Here is a 25555-nt window from a genome sequence, read left to right as displayed (position 1 = left end):
CCATGTTGCGGCGCATGGTGGAGAGTACGTTGATTTAAAGGACTATTGCGGATTGCTACCTTATGTAGGTTGGGTCGTGACCCAACCTACTTCTGTTCGGAGTCAGGAGTTAGCTTCCGCAATCGCTGAGAATTCTGAAATGATATTTCAGAGGTTTTTGTTGGGTCGTGACCCAACCTACATCGGTTCGGAGTTTGGAATTAGCTTCCGTAATCGCTGAGAATTCTGAAATGATATTTCAGAAGTTTTTGTTGGGTCGTGACCCAACCTACATCGGTTCGGAGTTTGGAATTAGCTTCCGCAATCGCTGAGAATTCTGAAATGATATTTCAGAGGTTTTTGTTGGGTCGTGACCCAACCTACCCTTACATACTCGGTGCTTGTGTTTGTGTTTCAGTGGGATCGACTAATTTATTCATACCAGTCAGTGATTTCAAAAAATCCACGACTTTTGCAAGGATTCCTCGGGTATCAAATATTTTTGTTGTCGTATCGTTGTGGTGATTTAATACCAGGTCGACGCATTCTACCGCAGGTTCTTTAGCGGTTAGATCAATAGAATAAACGGCTGTCCCACTGAGTAAATGCTCCCCTTCTGCTGCCAATAATGGCTTTACGCCGTGCTTGGAATTTGAATTCAAAAGCATTTTATCCAAATGCATGTCTTCTTTGATAATCAGCTTATTGTCTACTACAGTAAAAACTCATCGTGCCATTAACACCACTTGCCCCGACCATATGTCCTTTGGCTGAAGCGACGTCCGTAAGCCGGCTTCGCAATGCACAAGGCACACCGCCCTGATGAAATAGTTGTTCCATGAATGCAAGCATTTTATCTTGCTCGGCCTTTGGCAGCTCGGCAAGCAGCGTTTCTCGCCAAACTGTTCTTAACTGTTCGCCGGTTAGGGTTTCGGCTGACAGTCCACGCGATGCAAGTAGTTTGTCAAACCTGATTCCGTTGACGGTAATATTTTCTTCCTCACCTCTGGTCCAGTCTTTCACACACTGTTCAATATCACTTTTCTTTATCTTATCGTGCTTAAATAAAGAGGCATGGCGGTACTGCCAGAATGGAGTAATAATAGGCACGGTGACCCCTATTAATAATAGGTCTCATAGTTCTATTTTAGATCTTTTTTATTACATAAAGATTAACAGAAGATCACTTGGCTCTTTATTAATGGCTACAGGGTGGCTTGAATGCACCTCGATGTATAGAGATATTCCTAATAAACAAATCGAAAATGACCTTGCGTCTGGGAGGGAAATTATTGTAACCTTTTCTACCCTTCGAAGTATTAAATGGATTTAATTTTGTTAAGGATTAACCCGGGTCCGTGGACCCTGTCTTTGCTGTTGACCTTATTTAGTTGTTGCGCTATTAGTACTGCTTGGTCATCACAGGTTATTTATGGAACACAAAATGCGGTGCGTTTTGTGGGAAACCCCCATAAGAAAATTTATTTCTTGCAATTAGGCGCGTTTTCTAACAAAAGTAACGCTCAAACTATAGCCAGGAAAATTAAAAGCAAAACCCAATTTCCTGTCACCATTACCCCTGTATCGACTATGTTTGCTGTTCGTATAGGACCGCTCAATGCGCAGGAACTCCATCAACTTGGGGCACAATTTTCAGGGAATTTAAAGCAATGCTGCACACGGAAACAGAAAGTCCCTCATCAGCAAACTAATCCAGTTCAGGTTAATCCACCTGTATTAACGCCAGTCAAGGCAGCAAATAACACGAAAGCCACAACCTGGTTCGCCTCTTCTCCGGAAGCAAATAATAGCTGGTATTTGACAGCAAAAATTGGCGCTCAAAGAACCCATGTCGATGATCAATTAACAGTGGATAACGGCAGTGGTTTTTCTAGCCCTAGTGATAAAGATACCTATACGATGGACTCAGAATCCTCTGCGGTGCTAGGGGTTGGTGGCGGTTATCGCTTTACTCATTTCATTGTTCCGGCGGTCTCGGTTGGAATCAATTATTCTCATTTCTTTAACAGAACAATTAACGGGCAAATTAGGCAGTACAGCTTGCCCGAGTTCACCAATTATAATTATCAATGGAAGCTGTCATCCGATTTAATTTTAGCGTCATCAAAAATTAATCTCCTGGAAATCCATCATGTCGCGCCATTTGTTCAGGGTGGTATTGGCGTCAGTATTAATCATGCGAGCGACTACAGTGAAACGGTACTGCCTAATGTAACACCACGTGTGAGCCCCGGGTTTTCTAATCACAACCAAACGTCGTTTGCTTACCAGTTAGGTGCTGGCTTGGATTGGGCGGTCAAACCACAATGGTTGGTTTCTTTAGGATACGAATACACGGATTTAGGTAAATTCCGTTCAGGACCAGGTCTTCAAGAATGGAGTAACGCAACCTTATCGTCTCGAAACTTGACTAGCAACGCTGCGGTATTCGGAATGACCTATCTGTTTCATGGCTAGAACCAATTCCTGTGCACAGGCGGGGATCCGCAAACAGGCCAGGGATGAGAACGAAATACCACTGATTTTCAATGAGTGTAATTTTTAAGCGAGATGGCGTTTAAACGCCATCAGAATAATGAGAAAGGACCATCATGAACCGCTCTGCCCGTATCATCACAAGTTTTTTTCTATTCTTCGTTGCTTTTTTTGCTTATGCAGGGAAAGATCCTATCGCCTGGCGGGTTTCAAATACCTTTCCTGCACAAACCTCAGTTGGTCAAACGTATACCATTGTCTATACATTCACTAACCAGCTACCTTTTTCTTTAGTCAGGCCATTAGTGATCGAGCATCTGACAAGTTCTTCGGTGGAATTTATTTTTAATGACCAATGCACCGGTCGTCTATTAGCTTCAGGCGCATCCTGTACAGTCACTATCGCCTTAAACCCACTGGTGATTGGCCAAAAATCCTTGAAATTGACTATCGCAGGCTATAGCAGGGATAGAGTTCCTTTACCAGAAATAACGACAATCGCAACGGGCCAATCGTTAAGTGCGGTCACAGTGGTTGTGACTGACTCCTTGCCATTCCAGGTAACGAATGGTTCCTCTTCCAGCTATAAATTTACCTTCACCAACAACAGTGCAATCGATGCAACGAGTCTATCAGTGGATGTCACGCAAACACTGGGGATACCAAATCACACCTCCACTTGTATCGGTACGCTTCCGGCAAACGGGGGAACTTGCTATGTAGAAGGGACTTATACGGTGACCTCGACTACTCCTTCGATTCAGGAAGTCACTGCACGCCTTTCTTATAGTGGCCCGCCCGATAGCCCGGTTCAAATGAGTACGTTAACCCAGGTAGTGAATCCGGCAGCGCCTCTGGTCGGTACGGTCGTGACGGAGTTCGCTTTACCGCCGTTGATTGTGCAAAACAGTGTCCATCAAGTTCAGTTTCTATTTACAGCAACCGGTTCCGTCGATATTCCCGGGGGGGCAACGATTAGTTGTGATCAGGGAGGAAATGATTGTTCAGCAACGCTATCAGCAGTCGCTGGCAGTTGTCTGATCCCGCAAACCCTCACCAACGCTGCTTGCCTGTTAACCGTAACTTTCACAGCACCTGTAGCCAATAACCCACCCGATACCTATGTGTTAACAGCGCAGGTTCCTTATTCGGTTAGTGGTGCTCCTCAACCCGCTGCTACGGCGATTACTTCGGGCTCTGTCGTCACGGCATTGCCAACAAGCAGAACTGTTACCTTGGTCAATGACTGTGATTTCGATGTGTGGTTTTCACTCAACGGCAGCAGCTTGACCAGTACACCGAATTGCCCAACCCAAGCTTGTCCTGCCGGTACCAGCTGTAATACTTCTACTCACAAATGCTATTGGAATAATCCCCCACCCAATATTGTTGTTGCTCCCCAGGCTTATTTATTAACTGCCAGTGGCGGCACCAATAATGTGACTATCGATGTGAATCCAGGGACCGATCCCAGTATTCAATGGAGCGGCAATATCTCTGCAAGTACACTATGTAACGGAACATCTTCCTGCCAGCAAGCCTCTTGCGGTAATAGCGGTGGTAGTACAGCCTGTGCACCGGGAGTAGGGTTCACCCAACCAGCAACCCAGGCTGAAATCACTATGAATCTTACCAGTGCAGATAGCTATGATGTGGAAGTGATCAATGGTTTCCACATCCCGATTTCCATGCAACCGGTTTATTATCAATCCGGGGCAACTTCTATTCCGGCCACTCCCAATAATTACAATTGCGGAACACCGGGTAATAACGTGGCAACCAATGGATTTGGTGCCTGCAATTGGAATAACGCGGTAGTGCCGGTTATTAATCAAGTGCCAGGTAATGGATTTTATTGGGTTACGAACGGCGGAACATCTTGCTCTATTACTGCAGGCAATCAGGGTTGCCCAGCGAATACATTCTGTGGGCTCGATAGCAGTTTTAACCAGGTCTGTGGAAATTTCCTGGGATACTGGTCTGCTGATCAAGTCTGTGGCGCTAATCCTCCTGCCGCAGTGCAAAGCTACTTTAAATGTAATCAAGCACTCCCCACGGCGACTACACCGTTTTATCCATCTGGAGCAGTGTTATCTAATTTGATGCTATGCGCTGTTCCTACTGGTTATACCGGTCCAAGATATAATACTTGTTATAATGCCTATCCAGGATACTCAGCGACCGACATCGCGCAATGTTGCGGCTGTGCGGATTGGTGGAATCCGGCGCAAACAAATAATGTGGCTATTGCTGCCAATTCCAATACCCAAAGTTGTACGCAAGTGGGCGCTTCGCAACCACAAACCAATGCTCAGTGGAATTCCCTTGTTCAACCGATGATTCAATGGATGAAGCAGGCGTGCCCCTCAGCCTATGTTTATCCTTTTGATGACAAAACCAGTGGTTTTGGTTGTACCAATAATATCAATGTGGCCGGGGAACCTAATTCTACCAGTTATATCATCACCTTCTGTCCTGGTGGTATTACGGGGCTTCCCGCTGGAATTAATGAGGGACGGGGATAATCTTCCGGGTTAAAGCCTGCAGGCTTTAACCCGAATTGCTAAATGGTGCCTTATTTACGCTACTCCTGACTCACTCATTACCCGGGTTAAAAAGTCCAGTGGTTCTGCAATAATTTTTTGCTTATCACGGTGAGACAGCTTTTTAATGTAGCGTTCTATTCTCAATGCCTGAGCCTTGGAGCCATTAATTTTCCAGGACTGGGCGATACAAACCGGTTTAAAACTGCGTGTATATTTACATCGTCCCGTACCATTAACATGGGATTGATAGCGTTTATCAAGATCCGTGGTATAGCCGGTGTAATAGGTATTGTTGCTGCACAGTAAAATGTAAACCCAGTAACATTGATTATCTGCTGCCATTGCCTCTTCACCTAAATCATTCCAGTGATTCATTATATTCTTTCCAACAGGCCCGGCATAGGTAACCTGTCATAAAACAATAAGAAGGACTGACGATTTCAATTTGATAACCAATTGAATTATTTGATTTTTTTATGAATAAGCTACTGGTCGGCGATCGGTGGACTATAATGGATAGTAAAGAAGCGTTTTCTAATATTTTACATTAAAAATGGTCAAAACATGATCACATAAATTGTATAATAGGTCTAACAGGCTGATTGATAGCGAGAAGAATGATGGCTGATCAAAAAGACAAAGAGTTGGAGCAGGAAAGAAAAGAGCTTCAAAGCGAACTGAATCATGAATTGGATAAATCAAAAGACATCGATGAGAAGAAACCTTTTGATTGGCTTATTCATATGATGAAAAGTTTTTTGCTAACGTTTCAGTTAATGTTTTTACCCCAAAGTGATAAGGATAAGAAAGAAGAAGATAAACAGGAAAGCTTTGAAAAAGAAGATCCCACGGTAGAAGAAGATACAAATACAGAGCTTTCTGACTCCAAAATGCTAAAGGGGCTTGGCGCTCAACCCAAACCAAGTCCTCCAAAGCCAGTTCCCGTGATACCAATAAACCCATTAGAGGATCCTGAGGAGGACAAAGATGAGGAGGAAGAGGAAATGGATCAAAATGATAAGTTTGACACTCCTTTTGCTATGAATCCTCTTTCAACCAAATTGCAGCGGAAAAAATAGCTGTTGAGTGATCAGCACTCATTTATTTTCAACCCCTACCTGGTAGGGGTGTTTTTTATATACCAATAAATTTATTGATTTCAGGAACGATCATCTTGCGAAATTTACTGCCATTAAATAATCCATAATGGCCGACCCCTTCCGCCAGATAATATTTTTTCATCTTATCAGGAAGATTTTTGCATAAATCAATGACTGATTTGGTTTGTCCAAGGCCGGTAATGTCATCCCGCTCACCTTCAATGATTAACAGCGAAGTATTTCTTATATCGTGTAATCGAATGTCTTTTCCTTTTGATTTATAGCGTCCTTTTACCAGTAATTGCTCTTGAAAGACGGTATGAATCGTTTGCATATAAAATTCAGCGGTTAAATCCATTGTAGAAAAATATTCAAGGTAAAACTGGATAATTTTCAATGCCTTATCGCGGTGGTTTACGGCATAGCTATTAATAGCATTTTTAAGTGACTCCATGTGCCGTGGTAAATTCATACTCATAAAACCGGACAACTGCATAAATCCCGGATAAACAAGCCTCATTGCCCCAGGAAAACGACTTGGAACCATTGAAATAACATTCTGATGAAACCAATCATCATCCCTGGAAGCAACGAGTTCGTTAACTGCAGTGGGTGATTGAGACGTATCAATGGGCCCTCCTAACAAGATAGCCGAGCGCGGTAATTTGGGATCATTGTCGGTTGACATTAATGCGAGCGCTGCCAATACGGGAACTGTAGGTTGGCAAACAGCCAAAACATTCAGATCAGGCCCTAAGAGTTTGAAATAGGAAATGATATAAGCAATAAACTCATCTAAATCAAACCCCCCTTCTTTTAGCGGGACATCACGGGCATTTTTCCAATCGGTGATGTAAACATCATAGAAAGGTAATAGTCCTCTCACCGTATCTCTGAGCAAGGTTGCATAGTGGCCTGACATAGGTGCAACAACCAGCAATTTAGGGAAGGGTTTTTCCCGCAAGATCTCTCTTTTTTTAAAGCGAATTAAATTGCAAAAACTTTTTTGATCGATGGTTTCTTCATAAATATCACAATAGTCATCGCCTAATTTAACTTCCTTGATATCAAATGCCGGTTTTTCATAAATATTGGTGATCATATGGTATACATACAGGTAGCCAGCAACTTCCCTGTAATTTTGTATTCCTGCTTGGGCGATATTTTTTAATAGTTCATTTTGTAATTCAGAAAGAAAGGGAATAGTCATTGGTAGGCTCAAGGTATCTGCCAGCCGTTGAAAGCGTTTTGATAGGGTGTGGCAATAATCCGAATAAGGCTGAATAGCCCTCATAGTAAAATCGTACCAATTATAAAGGGAGCGATTATCGAGCGGGTTCTGTAACATAGAAGTTCCTTGTCTATTTTGTCACGGTTTTACACCCCAATTACTCTGCTTAGTATAGGATCAGTTCTGAAATAAGAGTAGACGTGGAGAAGTCGGAGTCAAACGATTTAACCTGAGCAAGGGATTCCTCCCCTTTGTCAGTTTTTCCACAAGCGGCCTTTTGGGTGCTTAATAACCTTTTCACTCTTAAAATAAAACAAAAAGAGTATACTTTACAGTTTCTTACTTAACCTCAATAGTTTCAATTAAAATCACCTTTAAAAACCGAGCTATTCTTAATGTGATAGGCTTTATCAATGAGCAATACCTTATAACCACGGTCAGTTAAAACGTGTAAAAAACGACGATTGAAGAGGAAAAAGGGAATGGAGGGAAACTATGAAACTAAGTAAAATGGGTGCGCGTAACGAACCAAAAGATTTGCTCTATTTTCAAAACCTGGTCCCTGGCACATCGGATTCACCCTTTATTGATCGGTATAAAAAAGAATGTTTGGACGATAATGATCCCGATAATGAACGAAGAAAATCGTTGTTAGACGAATTTCCACCCATCCTTTCCTTTTCTGCGCAGCAGAAGAAAAAGTTTTATGAAGATGAAGCCAGGATGTGTTCATTTTGCTGCGGCGGTGTGCTCACTAGCGATAATGGCCTCAAGAATATAGACAACTACATGTATTCAAATAATTCTGGCAAGCTCTATGAAGGCAGTGCGGCGAATATAAAAAGCCAGCTGCAAGAGGAGGCACGCCAGGAAAAATTTGGCAGTGCCGAGCAAAGTCAACGAATTACTGAGATAAGCCAGTTTAGTGCAGTCGTGGATCAACGAGAGAAAAACAGTGCTCCCTCAATGACCAACGCCGCAATACAAAAACAATCAAGCACCCTCAATCCTTTAAAAACTGATCTTAAACCACCTGATGCTGATTAGGGTTATCCAATGGGGGCAATCTACCTGGCCAATCACACGGTTGCCCTCATTTCTCTGGCGGCCTCAATGGATTCTGGCGGTAAAATCTCCTCAGTAACTCATAAACCTCAGGATAATACCGTTTAATAACCATCGGCCTCTCGAAAAAAATCTCGCTAAAAACAGCAAAAAACTCGGCCGGGGAGGTCAATGCATAGGGATTAATGGGAATCGTTTTGTGCTGTTGTAACTGGATTTCCAAGTCGGCATAGGCGCGATTGAAAACCGTTGCCCACTGTCGTACCGACATCCATTGATGGAGCGGTGGCAAACCATTGGCTTTTCCGTTGAGCATATCTAATTTATGTGCAAATTCATGAATCACTACATTAGAACCATCATTTTCACTGTGATTTAAGGTATCCCCCCAGGACAAAATGACCGGACCGTGTTGCCAGGATTCACCACTCAGATTCGCCACGCCCTGGTGGACTATGCCACATTCATCCACTTCAACATTCTCCCTGCGGTAAGCGCCAGGATAGATAATGACGGAAACCCATCCTTCATACCAGTCTAATCCAAGATTTAAGATTGGCAGACAAGCCTGCAGCGCGATGGCTATGCGTACAGAGGAGGTTATTTCAAAACCTCCCGCACCTTCCAGGGACTTATAGTGAAGAAATAAAATGGCTAATTTTTTTAACTTTATCTTCTCGTCCTCACTTAAACGATGGAGCAACGATAAATTTCTAAAAGCAGTTTGCCATTCCATATCGGTGATTGCTGAGTGCCTGATAAGATACCCATGCCACCAATTTTTTATCCATTGAAACATTCCCATTCCCTTATAACGTATTACTCTTTTCGAAACTCGTGCAGAACCTCAGTGTACACGTCAGTCCATGAAGATTCGAGCACCGTATCGACGAAGCAATTCAACGATTCGAACTCGAGATATATCTAATCACTAACCCCGTATCTTTTTCCCCTCTTTCAACCAGTAATTGATAAAAGGTTATTATGATTTCTGCTGCCGTCTTTTTATCTAAAGCGGGATCATCAGGATGTTGAAAAGTCATTTCTACCTTTTTCTCACCATACTGTGTTGATAGTGTTTCAATGATTTTGTTGAGTATCATTTGAGCCTTGATCCTATCCGCTTTAGACAACGGAGGCTGAGGCGTTTCCAACGCACTTTTTATGATGTTCTGATTGGCTGTTGGTATAGGGTTTTCAGGACCTTCGGAGACTGATTCTATTTCCTTCTCACTCAATTTATCGGCAAAAATATTGGGGTATTCCAGGAATAAGACTAATACAGGATTAATTGCGTCAAGTTTATTGTAATAATCAATAGTGGCTTTGACCTGGTTATAAATGGCTTCATTGGTTGCCTGTGCACCATATTTTGTCATTTGCGAGCTAACCAACTCACTGGTGTAGGCAATAACATTTTGTGAATCATTATGAATGATGTCTTTTTTTGTTTTATCGATATATTCTTTAAACGCCTGCGGTGATTTTTGGGCAAGTAAATCGAAGAAAGTAGACTCTTTCCTTAAATCACTCTCAAAGCTCCAGGCCTGGTAGTAAGGTACGCCATACCATTTCACTATCAGCAGAACAACAACGACTGCAAAAGCAGTTATCCCGAATGTCGTTTGGGGTTTATTGCGGAAATAATATTGCAATCCACCGACGAGTAAAGCAGTTAGTGCACCAACAACCAGATATAGCCAAATCATAATAGATGGTCACCTTAATTGAATTGGTTTTGTCCATGCTCTTCTATTAGGATAGTTGCTATTTATAAAACTGGATCAGATGGCAGTAAAAAACTAACTCGCAGAAACAACAGGATTGATGGTTTTATATTAGAAAAACAACAGTTATGATGTTTTATTGCCACAGGACTTAAAAAGGAATTGGTATGACGCCGAAGATAAGGGACATTCTAATTAAAATTAGGGAGCAACGACCTTTCATACTCAATATGACGGACTATTTCCCGGTCGACCTGGTAGCGAATGGAGTGCGGAGTATCGGTGCATTACCTATTATGAATAATGCCAGGCAAGAAGTTGAGGAGTTACTGAACCTATCCAAGGCGGTTGTGATTAATCTGGGAAAACTGGACAATGATTTTATCAAACTGTGTAATCACATCTGTAAAACAGCGAATCAATTCAAAATCCCTATTATTTTAGATCCGGTAGGCGCGGGGGCCAGTCACTATAGAACGGATACCGCCATCGAAATTATCAATAATCATGCTATTTCCGTTATTCGCGCTTATCCCAGTGAAATTGACGGTTTATTGACTGGGCAAATCGGGCTCCAAAATCATAGTGTCACCAATCTTACGGTCATGACTGAAAAAGCTCAACTATTAGCAGGGAAATACAAGTTAACGGTTGTTGTCAGTGGAAAAAGACATATTGTGGCTGATAAGGATAAAGTGGACTCTTTTAATTTTGACTCCAATCTGCTGCAACGAGTAGCTGGTATAGGCAGTTTGCTTTCTGCCATTATTGGCGTTTTTCACTCAGTGGAGGAAGACCGGTACATCGCTGCTAGAAATGCAGTGGAGTTTTATGCCCATTGCGTTGGCCCCACTTCCTGCGATGCCCCTGGCCCAGCTTCTCTAATTACAAGGATTATTGACAAGTTATATATCAATTCATCTGAAGCGTTAATTCAGTCATTGTAATCCAACCTCCTGGACTTCTTCCAGAAGGCAGAAAATTGGCGGGGCTAGGGTGTGGTGAGCGTTTTAAAAGCCCAGTCCATGCGATCCTGAATTTATTTCATCATTTGAATGATCGGTAGTCCCTTTATCTTTAGGGGGCAGTGGTGGATTGTTTGAGAATAGCGGAAGCTTTGAGTTTAGATAACTATACGCATAGGAACCCAGGGAGTAGGTCACATGAGTAACAGTCGCTGCAGCTAAAATACTTCCAGTGCCTTTGGCAGTCTGCCAAGCTGCATTTTGAAAAAAGCGTAACATAATTCTATCCCTAATAAATTTAGTTGGCTTGAAAATGTCCATTATACAGCAAATCAGGCAGGAAAACCATTTTTATAACACAAAGATGGTTTTCCTGCCCGGGCACCCTAACTGGTTAGGGCCCTTTGGGAGTTTCTTGAGGTGGGACTTGAGTATTCCCTACAGAAGAGCCCTCTTCAGTAACAGGGGGTTTAGCAAAAAATCCCTGTGAATTATTTCCGGGCTGGAACCGCTCAGGAACAACCGCTTTCAATGGCTCAGTTCCCAATGTTTCACCAACCCCTGATACGATAGAATAAATGATTGCAGTGAGCCCCATTCTTATAGGCAGCTGTTTGGCAGCATTTCCAAAAAATGTATGGATGGCTTGTTTTGGATTATCTCTAACTGTTTTAGCAATCTCTTGGGCTATGCTCAGAGTACTTCTACTGGATAAGATACCTTGATTGGTAACAGACGTTCGAACTACCATATAATCGCAAGTAGCAGCGAAAGGATAGGCGAAGAAGGCAGCTAATGACCCGCTGACAGCACCCGCAAGAAAGTGCTGGGCCTTTCTATCCTCGATACGTAGATTCCTCGCCATATATCCCGCAATGTAGGGCTCCATAACAAGAAGACTGGTGTAATTAGTCAATCCAGCCAGATAAGCCGGTATAAATCCTGCTTTCATGGCCTGCAAAATGTTAGCAGGCTTGGTAAATCTAAAATTATCAGGTAACAGTCCGGGTATTTTTCGCAACGTCGTGTATGTGCCGGGAACCTGGGTTACGAACATATCACCTAAAGTCGCGGATGCAACAAATCCCATCTTTTGCTTCGAGAGTTGCTTGGCTCTCCCTTCTTGAATCAGTTCTTCTTCTCTAATTAGAGAAGCAGCTTCTTCACTTAAACCCTCAACAGGTTTATTCCCTTTAACGCCAGTCACATAAGCGGTTCTTACTGCTGAACCTTTTAAAGACATCGTGGTCCCAGCATACAAAGTCCTCATAATTGCTAAGAAACCAATGTTGGGGGTGGTGCCGGGAGGCATAAACGTTCCATTCATGCTCAGGTGCGCAAGCGCAGTTCTTGCCGGGCTCTGTACCAGTGAGATACTACCGCTGGTTATGGCAGCCACAGTAGTGAAATTTAAAGCACTCCAAGTCATTTGATGCCATTCTTGTCGCGTTAAACCGAACATCCCAGCCCATCTTGCGCGTAATGTATTTTGCGCCTCCATTGTAGGCGCTTCTCTTTTTTCTCTACTCATTTTTAACCTCTTTATGTCTAGCTTCTTCTATTTTTGCGCTAACTATAAAGAGCAATTATTAACAAAATATTAACAGATTAGATTTTATAAATTCATCATGAATAAAAAAATGACACTAATTGTTTTGAGATAAGTTAACATGATACTAAAATGGGCATTTAGTACAAATTAGCAGTAATTTAAGTTCTTTTTTTTTGGAGTTCCCAAAAGAGAAAAATGACCGCTTTTCCAGTCAATGATCGCTTAAATGGATAATTTCTTTTAAGTCTGTCTTCTCGGGAGTCAATCTTTAAAGAGATAAAGATATTCTCCATAACCGGCCTGTTCCATTTTCTCCTTCGGAATAAATTTCAGGGCGGCAGAGTTCATACAATAGCGTAACCCGGTTGGTTTGGGGCCATCTTGAAAGACATGGCCTAAGTGGGAGTTTGCGTATTTAGAACGAACTTCTGTTCGTACAATGAAGAAATAACTTCTATCAGTATGCAAAACCAGATAGGACGCATCGATTGGTTTTGTAAAACTGGGCCATCCAGTTCCTGAATCATACTTATCTTTGGAACTAAACAAGGGTTCCCCTGAAATAATATCAACATAAATACCTTCTGCTTTATTATCCCAATAAGGATTATCAAAGGCTTTTTCTGTTCCTTGATTTTGAGTAACGTCATACTGCAAGGGATTAAGCTTTTTAACCTGCTCTGCCTTATTAAATTGAGGCGTATAAGCCAGCCCATTAGTCAGTATAAACATAAACAATAGCGTGCAAGTCAGTCTTATCATGCCTCCACCTCCGCCAGCGTATCTTGGTGATGTGGCAGGATAATTCAAGCCTGCCTGGGGTTTTCCCCTGCAATGAACTTTTATTGTTTTAATGAGGCCATATCAATAACAAAACGATATTTCACATCACTCTTTAACATACGTTCGTAGGCTTCATTAACTTTCTGAATCGGGATCATTTCGACATCAGGTAATACGTTATGTTTAGCACAAAAATCCAGCATTTCCTGTGTCTCTTTAATTCCACCAATCAGCGACCCTGCAACACTCTTGCGCCCGAAAACTAAAGGACGCGTATCTAATGGCGATTGAAGTATCTCCACTGCGCCAACAATAACCATCGTGCCATCGCGCTTTAGTAAATTCAGGTAAGGATTAAGATCATGAGTCCTGGGAATGGTATTGATCATAAAATCAAAATAGTTTGCAAATTGAGCCATCATTTCTGCATGAGTAGAAATTAAAACCTTGGATGCACCCAGGCGCCTGGCATCTTTTTCCTTATCTGGCGAGGTTGTTACCATAGTGACTTCAGCACCCAGTGCATGGGCAATTTTAATAGCCATGTGTCCCAAGCCACCTAAGCCAATCACACCTACTTTATCTCCCTTTTTAACGTTCCAGTGACGCATTGGTGAATACGTGGTAATCCCGGCACAAAGTAAGGGAGCAACGGCTTTAACATCCAGGGAAGACGGTACTTTTAAAACAAAATCCTGATTGACGACAATGCTGTCGGAATAACCGCCATAGGTCATCGCACCCGTTTCTTTCTCCGGGCTATTGTAAGTGAATACTTGCCCAGTCTCGCAATATTGCTCCAGTCCATCCTGACAGCTGGCGCATTTCTGGCAGGAGCCGACAAGACACCCAACCGCAACGGTTTCCCCTTCTTTAAATCGGCTTACCTTGTCCCCAACCTTGATCACTTTGCCAACAATTTCATGACCCGGTACAACCGGATAAACCGTCCCTTGCCATTCATTGCGCGCTGTATGCAGATCAGAATGGCAGATACCGCAATACAGAATGGCAATGTGTACATCTTCACTGCCAGGGGTTCGGCGCTCAAAAGCAAACGGCTCAAGCAAACTCGTAGGGGATTTTGCAGCATATCCTTTGGCTTTAATCATGGTACTCTCCCTGTGCCTTACTTTATGTCATATTAGTAGGCATTTGGAGGGACTTCAAATCGCAGCCCTATTATCTGACTTTCTTCAGCACTCATGAGCATTCATCAAGCTCGGTGTGTCTACCACTCTTCCGCAGCTTGCTTCGCCATATCCCGGTTTCTGTCATTAAGCCAGCTTTCCCCTGAGCGCCTGGCCCAATAGACTCATTCCTTACATTGTTTTAAATTGTGCTGAATTGCCAATACCGTGGGATGTCTGGCACCCAAGCTTTGGGTACTGATTAGCAACGCTTTTTCAAAGAGCGGTTTCGCCTTGGCGTACTGTTTTTCAGCCAGGTATAATTCGGCAAGATTATTCATATAGGTAGCCAGATCAGGGTGTTCGGGTCCCAACGTTTTTTCAACAATGCCTATGGCTTGCAAGTAAAGGGGCTCTGCTTTGGCGTATAAAGCCTGATTGGAATAGGCCTGTGCCAAATTATTCAAACTGCTAGCCACCTCAGGATGATTAACGCCTAAAGCCTTTTGTCTCAAGTTAACTACCCGTTGAGAAAGTGTTACCGCTTCGCTGTACTTACCTTCACGAAGATAAAGCTCTGCCAGATTATGCAATGCATCAGCTGCATTCGGGCTTTCCGGGGGTAAGCTTTTTTCGTTGATAGCAATGGCACGCAGATAAAGTTGTTCCGCTTTTTGGTGTTGATTTTTTTCAGCATAAACAGTCGCAAGATTATTCAAAGAAGTGGCAAACTCAGGATGTTCAGTCCCATAGGCTTTTTCTAAAATTAATACCGCTTGCTGGTATAAATCCTCAGCTTTCGCCGCCTGCCCTTGAGCGTCATAAATCCTCGCAAGATTATTCAAATCACGCCCAATGGAAGCATGATTTGCTGGTAAGAATTTTTTATCCATTTTTAGAGCTTCCAAAGCAAATTCTTCAGCCTGATGATACTGCCCGAGAATTCGATAGACTCTGGCAAGATTACTTAAAGAAGTTGCAACATCGGGTCCCTCCCTCTCTATTTTTTTATCAATTGTTAAAGAGCGCTGATACATTAATATGGCTTTCTGATAATTCCCTTGCTCCGTGTATAAGAGACCTAAATCATTGAGTGTGACCGCTGTCATAATATGTTTTGAGCCATAATATTTTTTTTCAAGGAATAAAGCACGATTCAAAAGTGGCTCTGCTTTACTATAAAGCCCTAGAGTAATATAGAGGGAGCCTAGATTATTGAAATTTGTAGCTAACGTTGGATGGTCTTGCCCTTGAGCTCGTTCGACCATTTGTATGACTTGATGGTGAAGTTGCTCGGCCATTTCATATTTCCCTTGTGTTTCATAAAGAGAAGCGAGATTGTTTAATAAAGTAGCAAGTTGACGTACGTTTTGCACAGGCTTTTTCTCCAAGAGTGCTTGTGCTTTCTTATAGAGCGCCTCAGCTTTTAAATAATTGCCTTGTTCATCTTGAATCCAACCTAAATTAGCGAGCTGTGAAGCCCACATGCGGCCATTTTTACCGTATTTTTTACCTAAGATTCTCATCGCTTTGCGAGCAAACTGCTCTGCCTCTTTATATTTTCCTTGGGCAGAATAATTTTTAGAAAGACTATCCATTGCTCCAGCAACTGCAAGGCTATCGGAGCCATAAATCTTTGTCCACAGGGACAAAGCATAGTTATACATCATTTCAGCATGCTTATAGTTACCCTGATCATGATAGGCTGCGCCTAAATAAAGACAACTCATGGGGAATTGTTTCAGCTCGCTATGCCTAGCTACCGCAAAAGCCTGGCGCGCAAACGTAAGGGCTTCCTGGAAGTGCCCTTGTTTCTTTGCGACTAAATATTGTTTCTCGAGCTTTTCCCATGGAGTTAATTGGGCAAAGCTGGCGTGACTTAACCCTAGTAAAAGGAAAAGTAGCAACACTAGCTTTGTTTTTTTCAAGTTCACCATGAACGTTTTTCCTGTTGTGAGTAACTTTCCTTTACAACATTTTCTTTTTTCTGGTCTCCAGATTTACCGGGTGTTTGGGAAAAGAAACTATTGCGATTGGGTGCGGGGGTAGGTATTTGGGGAGCCTCAGGGATTTCCCGCTTTCCTGCTACTTTATCCCAAACGTAACTAAAAGGCTTTGCGAAATAAGATGGCCATGTCAACAGATAGTGAGCGGCCTGGGCCTGACTGGCCAATTTTAGTTGTGCGGAAGCAGTAATCTGCGCGCCAAGACCTTCTGATAGCGCACCCTGGTCAAGCAATTTTTGGCCTTCACGCATCGTGCTGAGGCTATCCTTGAATAATTGATCGACGGATTTTTCATCATATAAAAATGAATCAGCAATCCCTAAACCAACAAAGGTCCAATTAATGGGGCCGGCTAAAGAGCCGGCGGTATAACTTAATAAAATACCAAAACTAATATCTCCTGCCGTATCAGTAATTGCTTCTTTAAGTAGATCTTTATCACCATCTACGGATTTCAAACCAAGATTGAAGGCAAACGTAATGAATACACCTTTAGTACCCAAATAAGTTTTGATCCCTAGTTTAGAGGCCGCATCGGGAGACGAAAGAATCTTGCCAAGTTTTTCGCTAGTCCCGGGGCCCAATTGCTTACTGAGCCGACCCCAGCTATCTTCTGAAGCAGCTTTAAATACTTGCAGAATGGCAGACTTGATTTGTTGTTGAAGAACCATCTGGGACTTTGGATCAACTTTCCCAGTTTGTTTCCGCTTATTTTCAAGCTCAGAAACAAGTATTTTAATTTGCTCTTGCTCCTCACTCGGTATGAGTGAAAAAGCAGCCTCTAGAAGCGCTTTTTCTTCCTCAGGAGAGAATACAATCTTTTCTTCAGCACTCTTTTCTCGCTCAGAAGCGGATTCTTTTCTTTCACTAGTCTTGTCTTTTTCAAGACTATTGTCTATTTCTTCTTCCTCCTCTTCTTCCTCATCATCATCCTTTCTTCTTGAAGGCAGTGTTTTTTCATCCAGCAAAGGTATCTCAACTTCAGGTACCTCATTTATCCCTAAAGCTATGGAAATTTTATCTAAACCGGCTTGAATGTTGGCACGGGATTTCTCAAGATAATCACTATTAGTAACAGGAATATCTAAAGTTAAATGCAATTCATCCTGTTTAATAACCTTGGTTCCATCAACAGATTCAGTATGCAGTTCGCCAACCAATTCTTTAATCTGTGCCTGTGTCCCTTGGGTTCCGTGAATCACCGCCGTTTTTTCTGCCTTATAATCAATGCGGTCAAAACTCATCTCAGCAACAGCAATGGCCTGTTCACCTGTTTCATTTGTTGCTTTTTGACCTGTTAAACGTTGCAAGTCATTCACATTAAGGCTAATGCCAATCCCGCTGTAAGATTGGTGATCGACGACTTGCTCAGTAACTAGTCGGTCAATTTGAATAGTATTGACACCCTCCGTAAGAATTTCTCCGCCATGCATGGAGGCTTCATCAACATGAAAGGAATGTCCGTTGTTATTAATCCCCTCAATAACATGGATAGCGCTATGCTCAGTAGTAATGGCTGACGTCCCTTTACCTTTATAGGCAGATACCTGACCTGACAGGCTGACACTGGCAAATTCAGTTTGAGTCACTGTCAGGTCTTGCTTGTCAATCACATCTAATTTTTCAATTTTGGCATCCAGCGTACGTGCCTCAATTCGACCGCCATCGAGCCTGACATGATGCATGGCCTCCCCTTGGTAATTTAAATCCATATTGCCGTTAGCAGATAACTCGGCATTTACATAATGGGTTGCCTGTGTCTTTTGGTGAGAATATCCGACAGACGCATCCTGCAATTCCCCAGTCAGAGAGAGCCCGAGGCTTTGGGCTGTCGTTTTTTGATCAACACAGGAATGTAACTCCGCTGCTTTAGCGATCAACTCAGGTGCATTAACTTCCATATCGCCGCCTGCATGAACCCGAACTCCATTTTCCAGGTCAATCCCTTCGCTGGCTTCGAGGTAAACATCGCCACCTCGATTAACACCACCTACCCCTTGCGTTTGGTATTGGGCTGTTGTTCTGCTTTCAGTCATAGAGAGAGTAATGGTTGGAGAAAATCCATTGGCTCCTCCAAGTCCATAGCGTGCTAATAATTCACTAGTCAGGTTATCGTTTCCAAGACCGCGCATTATGCCATTTGTGGTGTTATACAAATTAATACCCAAGTTGGCTGAGTTAGCTAATAATTCGCTCGTATTGTTACTGGATAGCATGGAATTTAGCTTGGCTAAGGTTGCATCTTCAGCAGTGAGTGTATCCATCAAGTTACCAGTGCTCTTCCAAGCTTGCCAGGCTCCCATACCAGGTACCGAGATGCCTAAACGTCGTGTTTTTTCCACAACGTCATGGTCAAGAATATCCACGCCAAACTTAATGCGACCATGGGCTCTTAAGTCTAAATCGCCAGCACCTGTAAAATAAGCACCACGTGCGTCAATAGAGCCTTCTGAAGAATGGATACGTGTTACCCCATTGTCAATAAATAAGGTCGGGGTGGACTCCTGATCAATTTGTAATCGGGAGTGTTTTGATAATCCCCACAAACTGCGCGTGGATTGATAATCGCGCGATTCGGTCCTTAGACTATATAAATCAACATTATCACGGGCATAAATTTGCGTTCCTCCAGGCGATGAGAAACGGGTTGCTACTGATTTAACTCCTCCATGCTTAGTGACTAAAATATTCTGTCCAATTGCAGAATGAACCACAGAGTTGGTAACAGTAGTCGTCATGGTTACATGACGGGTAGTTTTTCCGTACCAATTTTTAGTGGTTGTAATATTTGAAATATGGGTTTCTTGCCGGGCAGCAAATTCAAGGCCTTTGTCCCCTTCGATATAATTGACGCCATTACTGACGAAATTGGAGGCATCTGAATAAACTTGGCCGTCAGCTTTAATATAAAGGCCAATACCATTGGTGCCCACGCCGCTACCACCGGCAATCAGGCCGCCATTATAGGTAGTAATCAAATCATAAGCACCTTGGTAAGAACCTATATTGCACTGATTAAGGACACTTCCCCGGGCAATTAACTGCGTGTAATTTCCTGAACGAATAATCCCGCCATAGTTTTCAATATTAGCTGCGGTTGCCTCTAGATAGGCATCTGTGCGGCCATTAATAATGCCAGCGTTCCCCATCGGTACCCCCCAAGCCACCGACGCGGCATGAGAGCCTGCAGAGACGTTCTTAATGGTGCTGGCTTTAATAGCGACCGTGTTAGCGTTAACTGTTCCGCCTAAATTATAAAAACCACCTGAAGCCTCAAAATTTGCTAGCCCATTACTGTAGAGAGTATGGTTAGTTCGAATACTTCCAGCAGATTTAACATACAAATTATTATTAATAATAGTGCTTAATAAGGAGACATCACCCACAGTGGAAATCAGGCTGAGATCTTTTGCCCTGTTGTAATCTGCCGTCATCGTTATGCCGCTGGCTTTTACAGTCAAATTGCAATCACGATAAAAGGGCGAATTAAGAGTCATATAATCCAGCGTATCCAATTCAAGATTGCTGGTCACACCATAGTTTCCGTATCGTCCCAGACCGGAAGTAAATTGCGTAGCATGGGCAAAATGCTCAATATCAAAAACCGCATTATCGATAGCTGAAGCCCCATGTAAATCTGCTGTTTTGGATTTTACATAAAACAGGTTGCCATTATTGCTTCCCCCATGAGGTGCGCTAAGAAAAGTTACTTTTCCACCATGTTCATAACTTTCAGTAAAGAGGGCTGCTTGACCTTGATAGAGTAATTGACTGTTATCGATTAACTTCCCGGTAGTGATGGTGGAATCTTTAATGGTTTCGCGTCCACGAGTACTTAAATTCATTTCGTCCAATGCAACCACAGAATTATCCAGGCTTAATGTACCGTCCACATTTGTCAATGCGGTACCTTTGAGCGCGGATTTTTCAAGTGACAATTGCCCATCCTGGTCTACTCGTGTTTTATCAAGCGTTACATCAAAATTTTTTAAATGAGCTAGCCCTGAAATATCACCACTCTTAGCGGCAATAGAACCATAGGTCAGATCGATATCTGCGGATTCGCCTACCTCCAGGGTCTCACATTTTTCAACAACAGCGTCTACACCTTCTGCTTTTTCAATCTGTACACCTTTGATTGACGTATAATCGCCTCCTTTAATTGCCCCATCCAACTTTACTTTTTCGGCTTCTATGGCAAACGTATTTTGCGGTTTAAATTCTTTTTCAAGGGCTGGAGTATTACCAGATTGTGTTGCTGTTTCCTCCTTGGCCACGAATAATTCATCTTCTGCGGTCTGTTTGCCGTTTATTACAGAACCGGCTTTTAAATGAGCCCTTTCCGCAGAGACTGATAAAGCATTTTGATAGTCAACTTTGCCTCCAACCTCGAAATGACCGGTAGCCACATGCACATTATCTGTCTTAAATTGGCTCGTTTCCCCGGTGACAAACTCATCGGTATAATTAAAACGGGTGCTTTGAGCTGTAAGCCCTCCTACGGAAACAAAACTTGTACCCTTTAGTGATGAATAGCCTTCTATAGCAGTAGTCGCAGTAACAGAATCAGTGACTTCACTAATCTCCCCAACACAATCATCAAGCCTCATTACAGCGTTCTGTTCCAGCTCATGCATATTTAGAGAGAATTTGGAAAGCTCCAACTGGCCTGAATTTTCTGTGGCTATGCCTTCGATAGAGCCATTGGTCAGTTTAATGTCGGCATGTTCTTCTACAGTCATTTTTTCAAACTTGGCAACCGTAGTTTCTTTATTTTCACCGGTTTGGGTCGACGCAGTCGATTGAGCTGTCTTTCCTTGGATTTGCGTGTAATCACCGCCGCTCATTTTGCCATCAAATACCACTTCACGTGCATGAATTTGCAAAATATGTTGGGGTTTAAACTCTTTTTCTACATCTACTGTAGCTGCATCGTTACCTGACATGGGTTGTTCACCTGTTGATGCAGTTTGTTCCTTGGGAATTTCGGCTTTAGGTACAAATAACTCGTCTTTACTGGTTTGTTTGCCAGTTACAATTGAATCTTCTGCTAAAACCGCTTTATCTGCTTCAATAACAAGCCCATCCTGATGTGCTAACTGCCCGCCAAGCGAGAACTCCTGCGCACCAATAAAAACCTGGGAGGTGTTGGCTGTAGAATTTTCATAGGTTCTGAATTTATCGATATAAATGAATCGGGCTCTTTGAGCAGCAAAATGGCCTTCTGACCCATAACTGGTGCCAGTAACCCACATATCAGAATATTCAGTTACGGCGTCTCTGTTATCATTAAATTCCTCTATTCTTGCTTGACCGTTACTTAAGTCAAACTGTCCTTCTTGGGTGAGGCGATCAATAGCCACATAGGCATTATTACCCCGAATGTCTCCTTTGTTTACTGTTTTACCCGCATTAAAGAGAAACCGATTAACGCCTTGTATACCACCTGTGTTATAGGCATAACGAGTTGAGAAACATGCCTCGCTACCGCCAGACCAGCCACTATTAAAAAACGCCAGGTTCTCGACATTGTGTGATAGAAGAGAACACTCCGCCCCAGTATTAATACTAAACAGACTTCTTTTCTTGGTAGTTGGGGCCACGCTTAGTCCCAAGTTGATATTAACTAAAGAGTCATCGAAGTAATTACCTAGAACAATACTTGCGGAACGTCTGCCAAAATTTTGGTAATCAAACTGAGATGCGGCTGATTTGAGATGGGAATAGGAGTAACTCTCGAGATCAAAAACCCTTTTCATAGCAGGATAATCTTTACTCAAACTGGATAATTCACCAGGAATTGAGTAAGCCATATTAAAAGCACTATATGCAGTTGAAGCAAGACCTTTAAGCTGGCAAAGCTCTGCCATCAACTCATGTCGACGCATGCTCCTATACCGCTTCCAATTAAAATCTTTAGTCATGCTATCCAAATTAAAATCTTTAGCTCTGTTATAAAGAGACGGCTCGTTGTACCAAAGCCCTAAGCCCATAAATCCCAGGTTAACCGCATTACTGTATCCGGGAAACAGGGTGGTCAAGGCTATTTTGCCTACTGCTGCAAAATTACCCCATGTAAAAAGATGCTGAGGATCTGCGGAGAAGTTAGGAAGTACTAATCCACCATTAACTGACAATAATGTAGAGTTTGAATAATTATTAGCTGCAATTAGACCAGAATTAACGCCATAAAAACCCGCTACGGATAATGATTTTCTGGCATAAACCTGCCCCATTAAATTAAGAAAATTGCTGTGAGTCGTCATATTTTCGGCAGAGAAAGAGCCAAAATTGCGTACTTGATCATCCAATCCCAGATAAAGGCTACGTGCTTCCCAGGAACCATGATTAGTGAGCATTCCTCCGGTTACGCTCAGTTTCCCAGTAAAATTTGTAGTGCCTGAATGCACATATTTTTCAGCTTCAATCAATAAATCAGAGGTCCCTTTTATCGTAGCAGCCTCAGCAGCATGTAATTCTTTATTCACCTTAATTAAAGAAATGGTTTTTTCTTGCTGTTTCCCACTATCTACTTCGGGTTTATCCTGAACATCCAAAGTACCCCTGACGAGCATGTTTTCAGCTTCTACCTTTGACCGCCCCTCCAAGGTTAACGTCGCAGAGGAAAAAACCTGTACGTCCTCTTTAGTTACCAAGGCAGAATTACTTACATCCATCCTGCCAAAGGTTGTAAGAGTATCTGCAGCTACTGCTGAATTTTCCAGCCGGGCATGACCTTCTAAAGCAATAACAATCAAGCCATCTACAGTAACCTCTGACATAGAGTTAGCTGCAAAGCCGTCATAAATAAGCAGCTCATCAGCAACTAATAAGCTGGAGCATAACTCCGTACGTCCATATGCTTTAAATTTTTTGGCAAAAACTCTTGAGTCTGTGCTGGTAATTGTGGAATCTGAACTATTAACCAACCCAGATTGGGAAATGAGCGTACTTCCTTCGTTCAAGTTAAGTGCAGAAGCCTCCCTCAATTGAGTGGATGCTGCCAATATGACAGAGCCTTTATTTAACACGAGTTTACTGGCTTTTGTTCGAAGTTCATCCCTGATCTTAATGGCGCTTGACTCAAGCTCAAGAGCCGCATTCTCCTGCCATAAAATTTCGCAAAATAACTGCGAATCCTTAGCCTTCATAGCCCCTTGCGAATGCAACAGCCGCACCTTCATAATACTGTTGTTCTCTAACTCAATCTCACCATTCATATAATTTCTTATATGATCTTCCGTAATAAATTTTGCATTATTGAGTTTTAAATGGGCTCGCAAATCATGAATGATTTTTTTCTCAGAAACACCATAAAAAGTAGACGAGTCAAAAGTGATGTGATCCAGGCAAGAAAGTAATTGAGTGGTTAACCCACATCCTTTAAAAACAACTTGTTCTGCATTCTCGCTGCCCTGCAATTGAAGGTACCCTGAATGAGAAAATAATAAGTTAATGGTTGCTTTTTGAGATATTATTTTTAACGAATCCGCATTCAATTGGGCTTTATTAATTGACAACTCACCATCCAGAGTCATTGTCTTTCCTACAATATGTGACTCCGCTAATTCGGTAACACCTCTTAATTGCACGAGGGCATCAGCATTTATAGTTGACTTCTTACTGGTAAACTTCCCATTTATAGTTTTTAAGTAGGTTGTTTCTACATCAGTGCTTTCAAAAGACAGTTCTCCTGATGCTTCGATAGAATGATGCGCTTTAACATTACAATCATGAACTATTGAACGAGCCTCCCTGGCTAAAAATAGTTTTTCAATTTCAATCTCGGATCGATTTTGAAGTGCCAAAAAACCAGCATATACCTTGCAAAATTGACCTTTGTACGCAGTGTCGCTTACAAAAAACTCACCACCACACACATTGGTCAGGGAGGCATTAAAAACACAATCTTTTAGTTCCGTGAATGCGTGGTTATGTTGTGTAAACTCGCCAGCAACAGTTAACAGGGATTGGTGTGCGTCGAATATCCCGCTTTGTTTAACAAATTGGGTTTCCGCGCTGCATTGATCGAATAAGAGTTCACCCTGGTTATCCGTTTTATTGATAGAACATTTTGTATTAAAAAAATGAGCAACAGCAATTTCATCAACCAGTAATTCCTGGTCAACAATAAAGCTCCCTTCTTTATTTCCTTCTAAATTCCCGATACGGGCCTGCGTGTCTCCGTGCAGTTGCAAGTAGCGGGCATGGATATGATTATCACCAGAGAAACGGAAAGTAGACTGTGCTGTTTCATGTCCCCAAACCAGGATAGTCGAGGTCAAAAAGCATTCCCTGTTAACTGTTAGCTCGCCTCTCATCTCACATTGAGCAGCAATAAAGCGTAACGAGGTTACCGAGGTTTTAACAGAAGCATCTTGTTTAAAGCATTGCGTAGAGACATCCAATTGTCCTGAAAGTTGGAGGTCCGCTTCTTGGTGAATGTATGAGGCATTAATTACCAAGTGCTGCCCGTTAACCGGTGCTAAAAGGCCGACTCCTTGACGTGTGTTTAAAACAATAGTGCCTTCAGAGGTAACCGCATCAGCCAACCATAAAGCCTCTGCATCAATAGCGACAGTAGCCTCACTATCTAATTTTCCTTTGAAAAATAAAGGACCTTGGGCTTTAATCAAACATTCTTTAACTTTAAGCGCAGCAAATAAATTCACCTGCTTTTCAGTATAGGATTGCACAATTAAACGGCCATCCTCTCCATAATGCCATTCTAAAATTTTCGTTTGATTATCATAAAGCGCACAATGGGAACTGGCCTTTATCAGGCTTTCTGTGATCGTGTATTCATTGTTTTCATCGGGTTTGATTAGGGCATGCCTTTTGTGCTGGTCATGCCACTCGATCTCGGGTAAATAATCTTCTCGCCCCTTGCGGGGTAATACACCAAGATCCTGGGTTCCCACAGGTAAAAGTTCGGCTGTACCTGGCATGTTCCTTCGGTTCCTTGCTTTAGTATA

At 42.5% G+C, this 25555-nt stretch carries 18 protein-coding genes; 6 read left to right on the top strand and 12 right to left on the bottom strand.

Translation table 11 applies throughout. From position 1 onward, the window contains the following. Nucleotides 1–220: hypothetical protein (locus ACN4Z1_RS14770; RefSeq protein WP_419413464.1), on the top strand; the 220-nt coding region annotated here is incomplete at its 5' end. Nucleotides 221–365: 145 nt separating this feature from the next. Here ACN4Z1_RS14770 and ACN4Z1_RS14765 read toward each other — a convergent pair. Together ACN4Z1_RS14765 and ACN4Z1_RS14760 are read right to left on the bottom strand one after the other, a co-directional pair. Then, entirely contained in the window at nt 366–662 is a 297-nt protein-coding gene (locus ACN4Z1_RS14765) for a hypothetical protein (RefSeq protein WP_419413463.1), read from the bottom strand. A gap of 19 nt (nt 663–681) precedes the next feature. Continuing rightward, on the bottom strand, nt 682–1089 hold the full coding sequence (locus ACN4Z1_RS14760; RefSeq protein WP_419388379.1) for a hypothetical protein: 408 nt from the start codon (nt 1087–1089) through the stop codon (nt 682–684). 225 nt (nt 1090–1314) lie between these two features. Between ACN4Z1_RS14760 and ACN4Z1_RS14755 the strand changes: the two genes are divergently transcribed. After that, entirely contained in the window at nt 1315–2457 is a 1143-nt protein-coding gene (locus tag ACN4Z1_RS14755) for an outer membrane beta-barrel protein (RefSeq protein WP_419423050.1), read from the top strand. Nucleotides 2458–2591: 134 nt separating this feature from the next. Then, nucleotides 2592–5000, top strand: a complete 2409-nt coding sequence (gene legT, locus ACN4Z1_RS14750) for a Dot/Icm T4SS effector LegT (protein WP_228363431.1) — start codon at nt 2592–2594, stop codon at nt 4998–5000. 54 nt (nt 5001–5054) lie between these two features. On the opposite strand, the gene ACN4Z1_RS14745 is transcribed toward legT, so the two are convergent. Next, nucleotides 5055–5396 (bottom strand): GIY-YIG nuclease family protein, encoded by a 342-nt coding sequence (locus ACN4Z1_RS14745; RefSeq protein WP_228363430.1) that lies wholly within the window; start codon nt 5394–5396, stop codon nt 5055–5057. A 245-nt stretch (nt 5397–5641) separates the two neighbouring features. Here ACN4Z1_RS14745 and ACN4Z1_RS14740 point away from each other — a divergent pair, with 245 nt between their 5' ends. Then, a complete protein-coding gene (locus tag ACN4Z1_RS14740) occupies nt 5642–6100 on the top strand; it encodes a hypothetical protein (RefSeq protein WP_419386812.1) in 459 nt (152 codons plus the stop codon). 55 nt (nt 6101–6155) lie between these two features. Here the strand turns inward: ACN4Z1_RS14740 and phaZ are convergent, their stop codons facing one another. Further along, entirely contained in the window at nt 6156–7469 is a 1314-nt protein-coding gene (gene phaZ / locus ACN4Z1_RS14735) for a polyhydroxyalkanoate depolymerase (RefSeq protein WP_228363428.1), read from the bottom strand. Nucleotides 7470–7847: 378 nt separating this feature from the next. Between phaZ and ACN4Z1_RS14730 the strand changes: the two genes are divergently transcribed. Then, nucleotides 7848–8399 carry a hypothetical protein gene (locus ACN4Z1_RS14730; RefSeq protein ID WP_228363427.1) on the top strand — a complete coding sequence of 184 codons (552 nt, stop codon included), beginning with the start codon at nt 7848–7850 and terminating at the stop codon, nt 8397–8399. 46 nt (nt 8400–8445) lie between these two features. On the opposite strand, the gene ACN4Z1_RS14725 is transcribed toward ACN4Z1_RS14730, so the two are convergent. Together ACN4Z1_RS14725 and ACN4Z1_RS14720 are read right to left on the bottom strand one after the other, a co-directional pair. Continuing rightward, on the bottom strand, nt 8446–9216 hold the full coding sequence (locus tag ACN4Z1_RS14725) for a zinc-dependent peptidase (protein ID WP_228363426.1): 771 nt from the start codon (nt 9214–9216) through the stop codon (nt 8446–8448). A gap of 100 nt (nt 9217–9316) precedes the next feature. After that, nucleotides 9317–10126, bottom strand: coding sequence for a hypothetical protein (locus ACN4Z1_RS14720; RefSeq protein WP_228363425.1), 810 nt, complete (start codon nt 10124–10126; stop codon nt 9317–9319). A 185-nt stretch (nt 10127–10311) separates the two neighbouring features. On the opposite strand from ACN4Z1_RS14720, the gene ACN4Z1_RS14715 reads away from it, so the two are divergent. Next, nucleotides 10312–11091: a hydroxyethylthiazole kinase gene (locus ACN4Z1_RS14715; RefSeq protein ID WP_228363424.1), complete on the top strand. Its 780-nt coding sequence runs from the start codon at nt 10312–10314 to the stop codon at nt 11089–11091. A gap of 63 nt (nt 11092–11154) precedes the next feature. Here the strand turns inward: ACN4Z1_RS14715 and ACN4Z1_RS14710 are convergent, their stop codons facing one another. The 6 genes from ACN4Z1_RS14710 to ACN4Z1_RS14685 all read right to left on the bottom strand — a co-directional run bounded on the left by ACN4Z1_RS14710 (nt 11155) and on the right by ACN4Z1_RS14685 (nt 25528). Next, entirely contained in the window at nt 11155–11388 is a 234-nt protein-coding gene (locus tag ACN4Z1_RS14710) for a hypothetical protein (RefSeq protein ID WP_228363423.1), read from the bottom strand. 115 nt (nt 11389–11503) lie between these two features. Beyond that, the gene (locus ACN4Z1_RS14705) at nt 11504–12640 is read right to left on the bottom strand and encodes a hypothetical protein (RefSeq protein ID WP_228363422.1); all 1137 of its coding nucleotides are present in this window, start codon (nt 12638–12640) and stop codon (nt 11504–11506) included. A gap of 282 nt (nt 12641–12922) precedes the next feature. After that, nucleotides 12923–13393 carry a peptide-methionine (R)-S-oxide reductase MsrB gene (gene msrB / locus ACN4Z1_RS14700; RefSeq protein ID WP_370634573.1) on the bottom strand — a complete coding sequence of 157 codons (471 nt, stop codon included), beginning with the start codon at nt 13391–13393 and terminating at the stop codon, nt 12923–12925. Nucleotides 13394–13503: 110 nt separating this feature from the next. Next, complete coding sequence (locus tag ACN4Z1_RS14695) at nt 13504–14556, bottom strand: NAD(P)-dependent alcohol dehydrogenase (RefSeq protein WP_228363420.1); 1053 nt, start codon at nt 14554–14556, stop codon at nt 13504–13506. 203 nt (nt 14557–14759) lie between these two features. Beyond that, nucleotides 14760–16511, bottom strand: a complete 1752-nt coding sequence (locus ACN4Z1_RS14690; RefSeq protein ID WP_228363419.1) for a tetratricopeptide repeat protein — start codon at nt 16509–16511, stop codon at nt 14760–14762. After that, entirely contained in the window at nt 16505–25528 is a 9024-nt protein-coding gene (locus ACN4Z1_RS14685) for a hemagglutinin repeat-containing protein (protein WP_228363418.1), read from the bottom strand. The genes ACN4Z1_RS14690 and ACN4Z1_RS14685 overlap by 7 nt, the downstream gene beginning before the upstream one ends. Nucleotides 25529–25555: the final 27 nt, after the last annotated feature.

The organism is Legionella sp. ST3F1, assembly GCF_048553315.1.
GTDB lineage: Bacteria > Pseudomonadota > Gammaproteobacteria > Legionellales > Legionellaceae > Tatlockia > Tatlockia donaldsonii.
The sequence above is the reverse complement of the archived record's forward strand: the minus strand, read 5'-3'. Positions and strand labels throughout refer to the sequence as shown.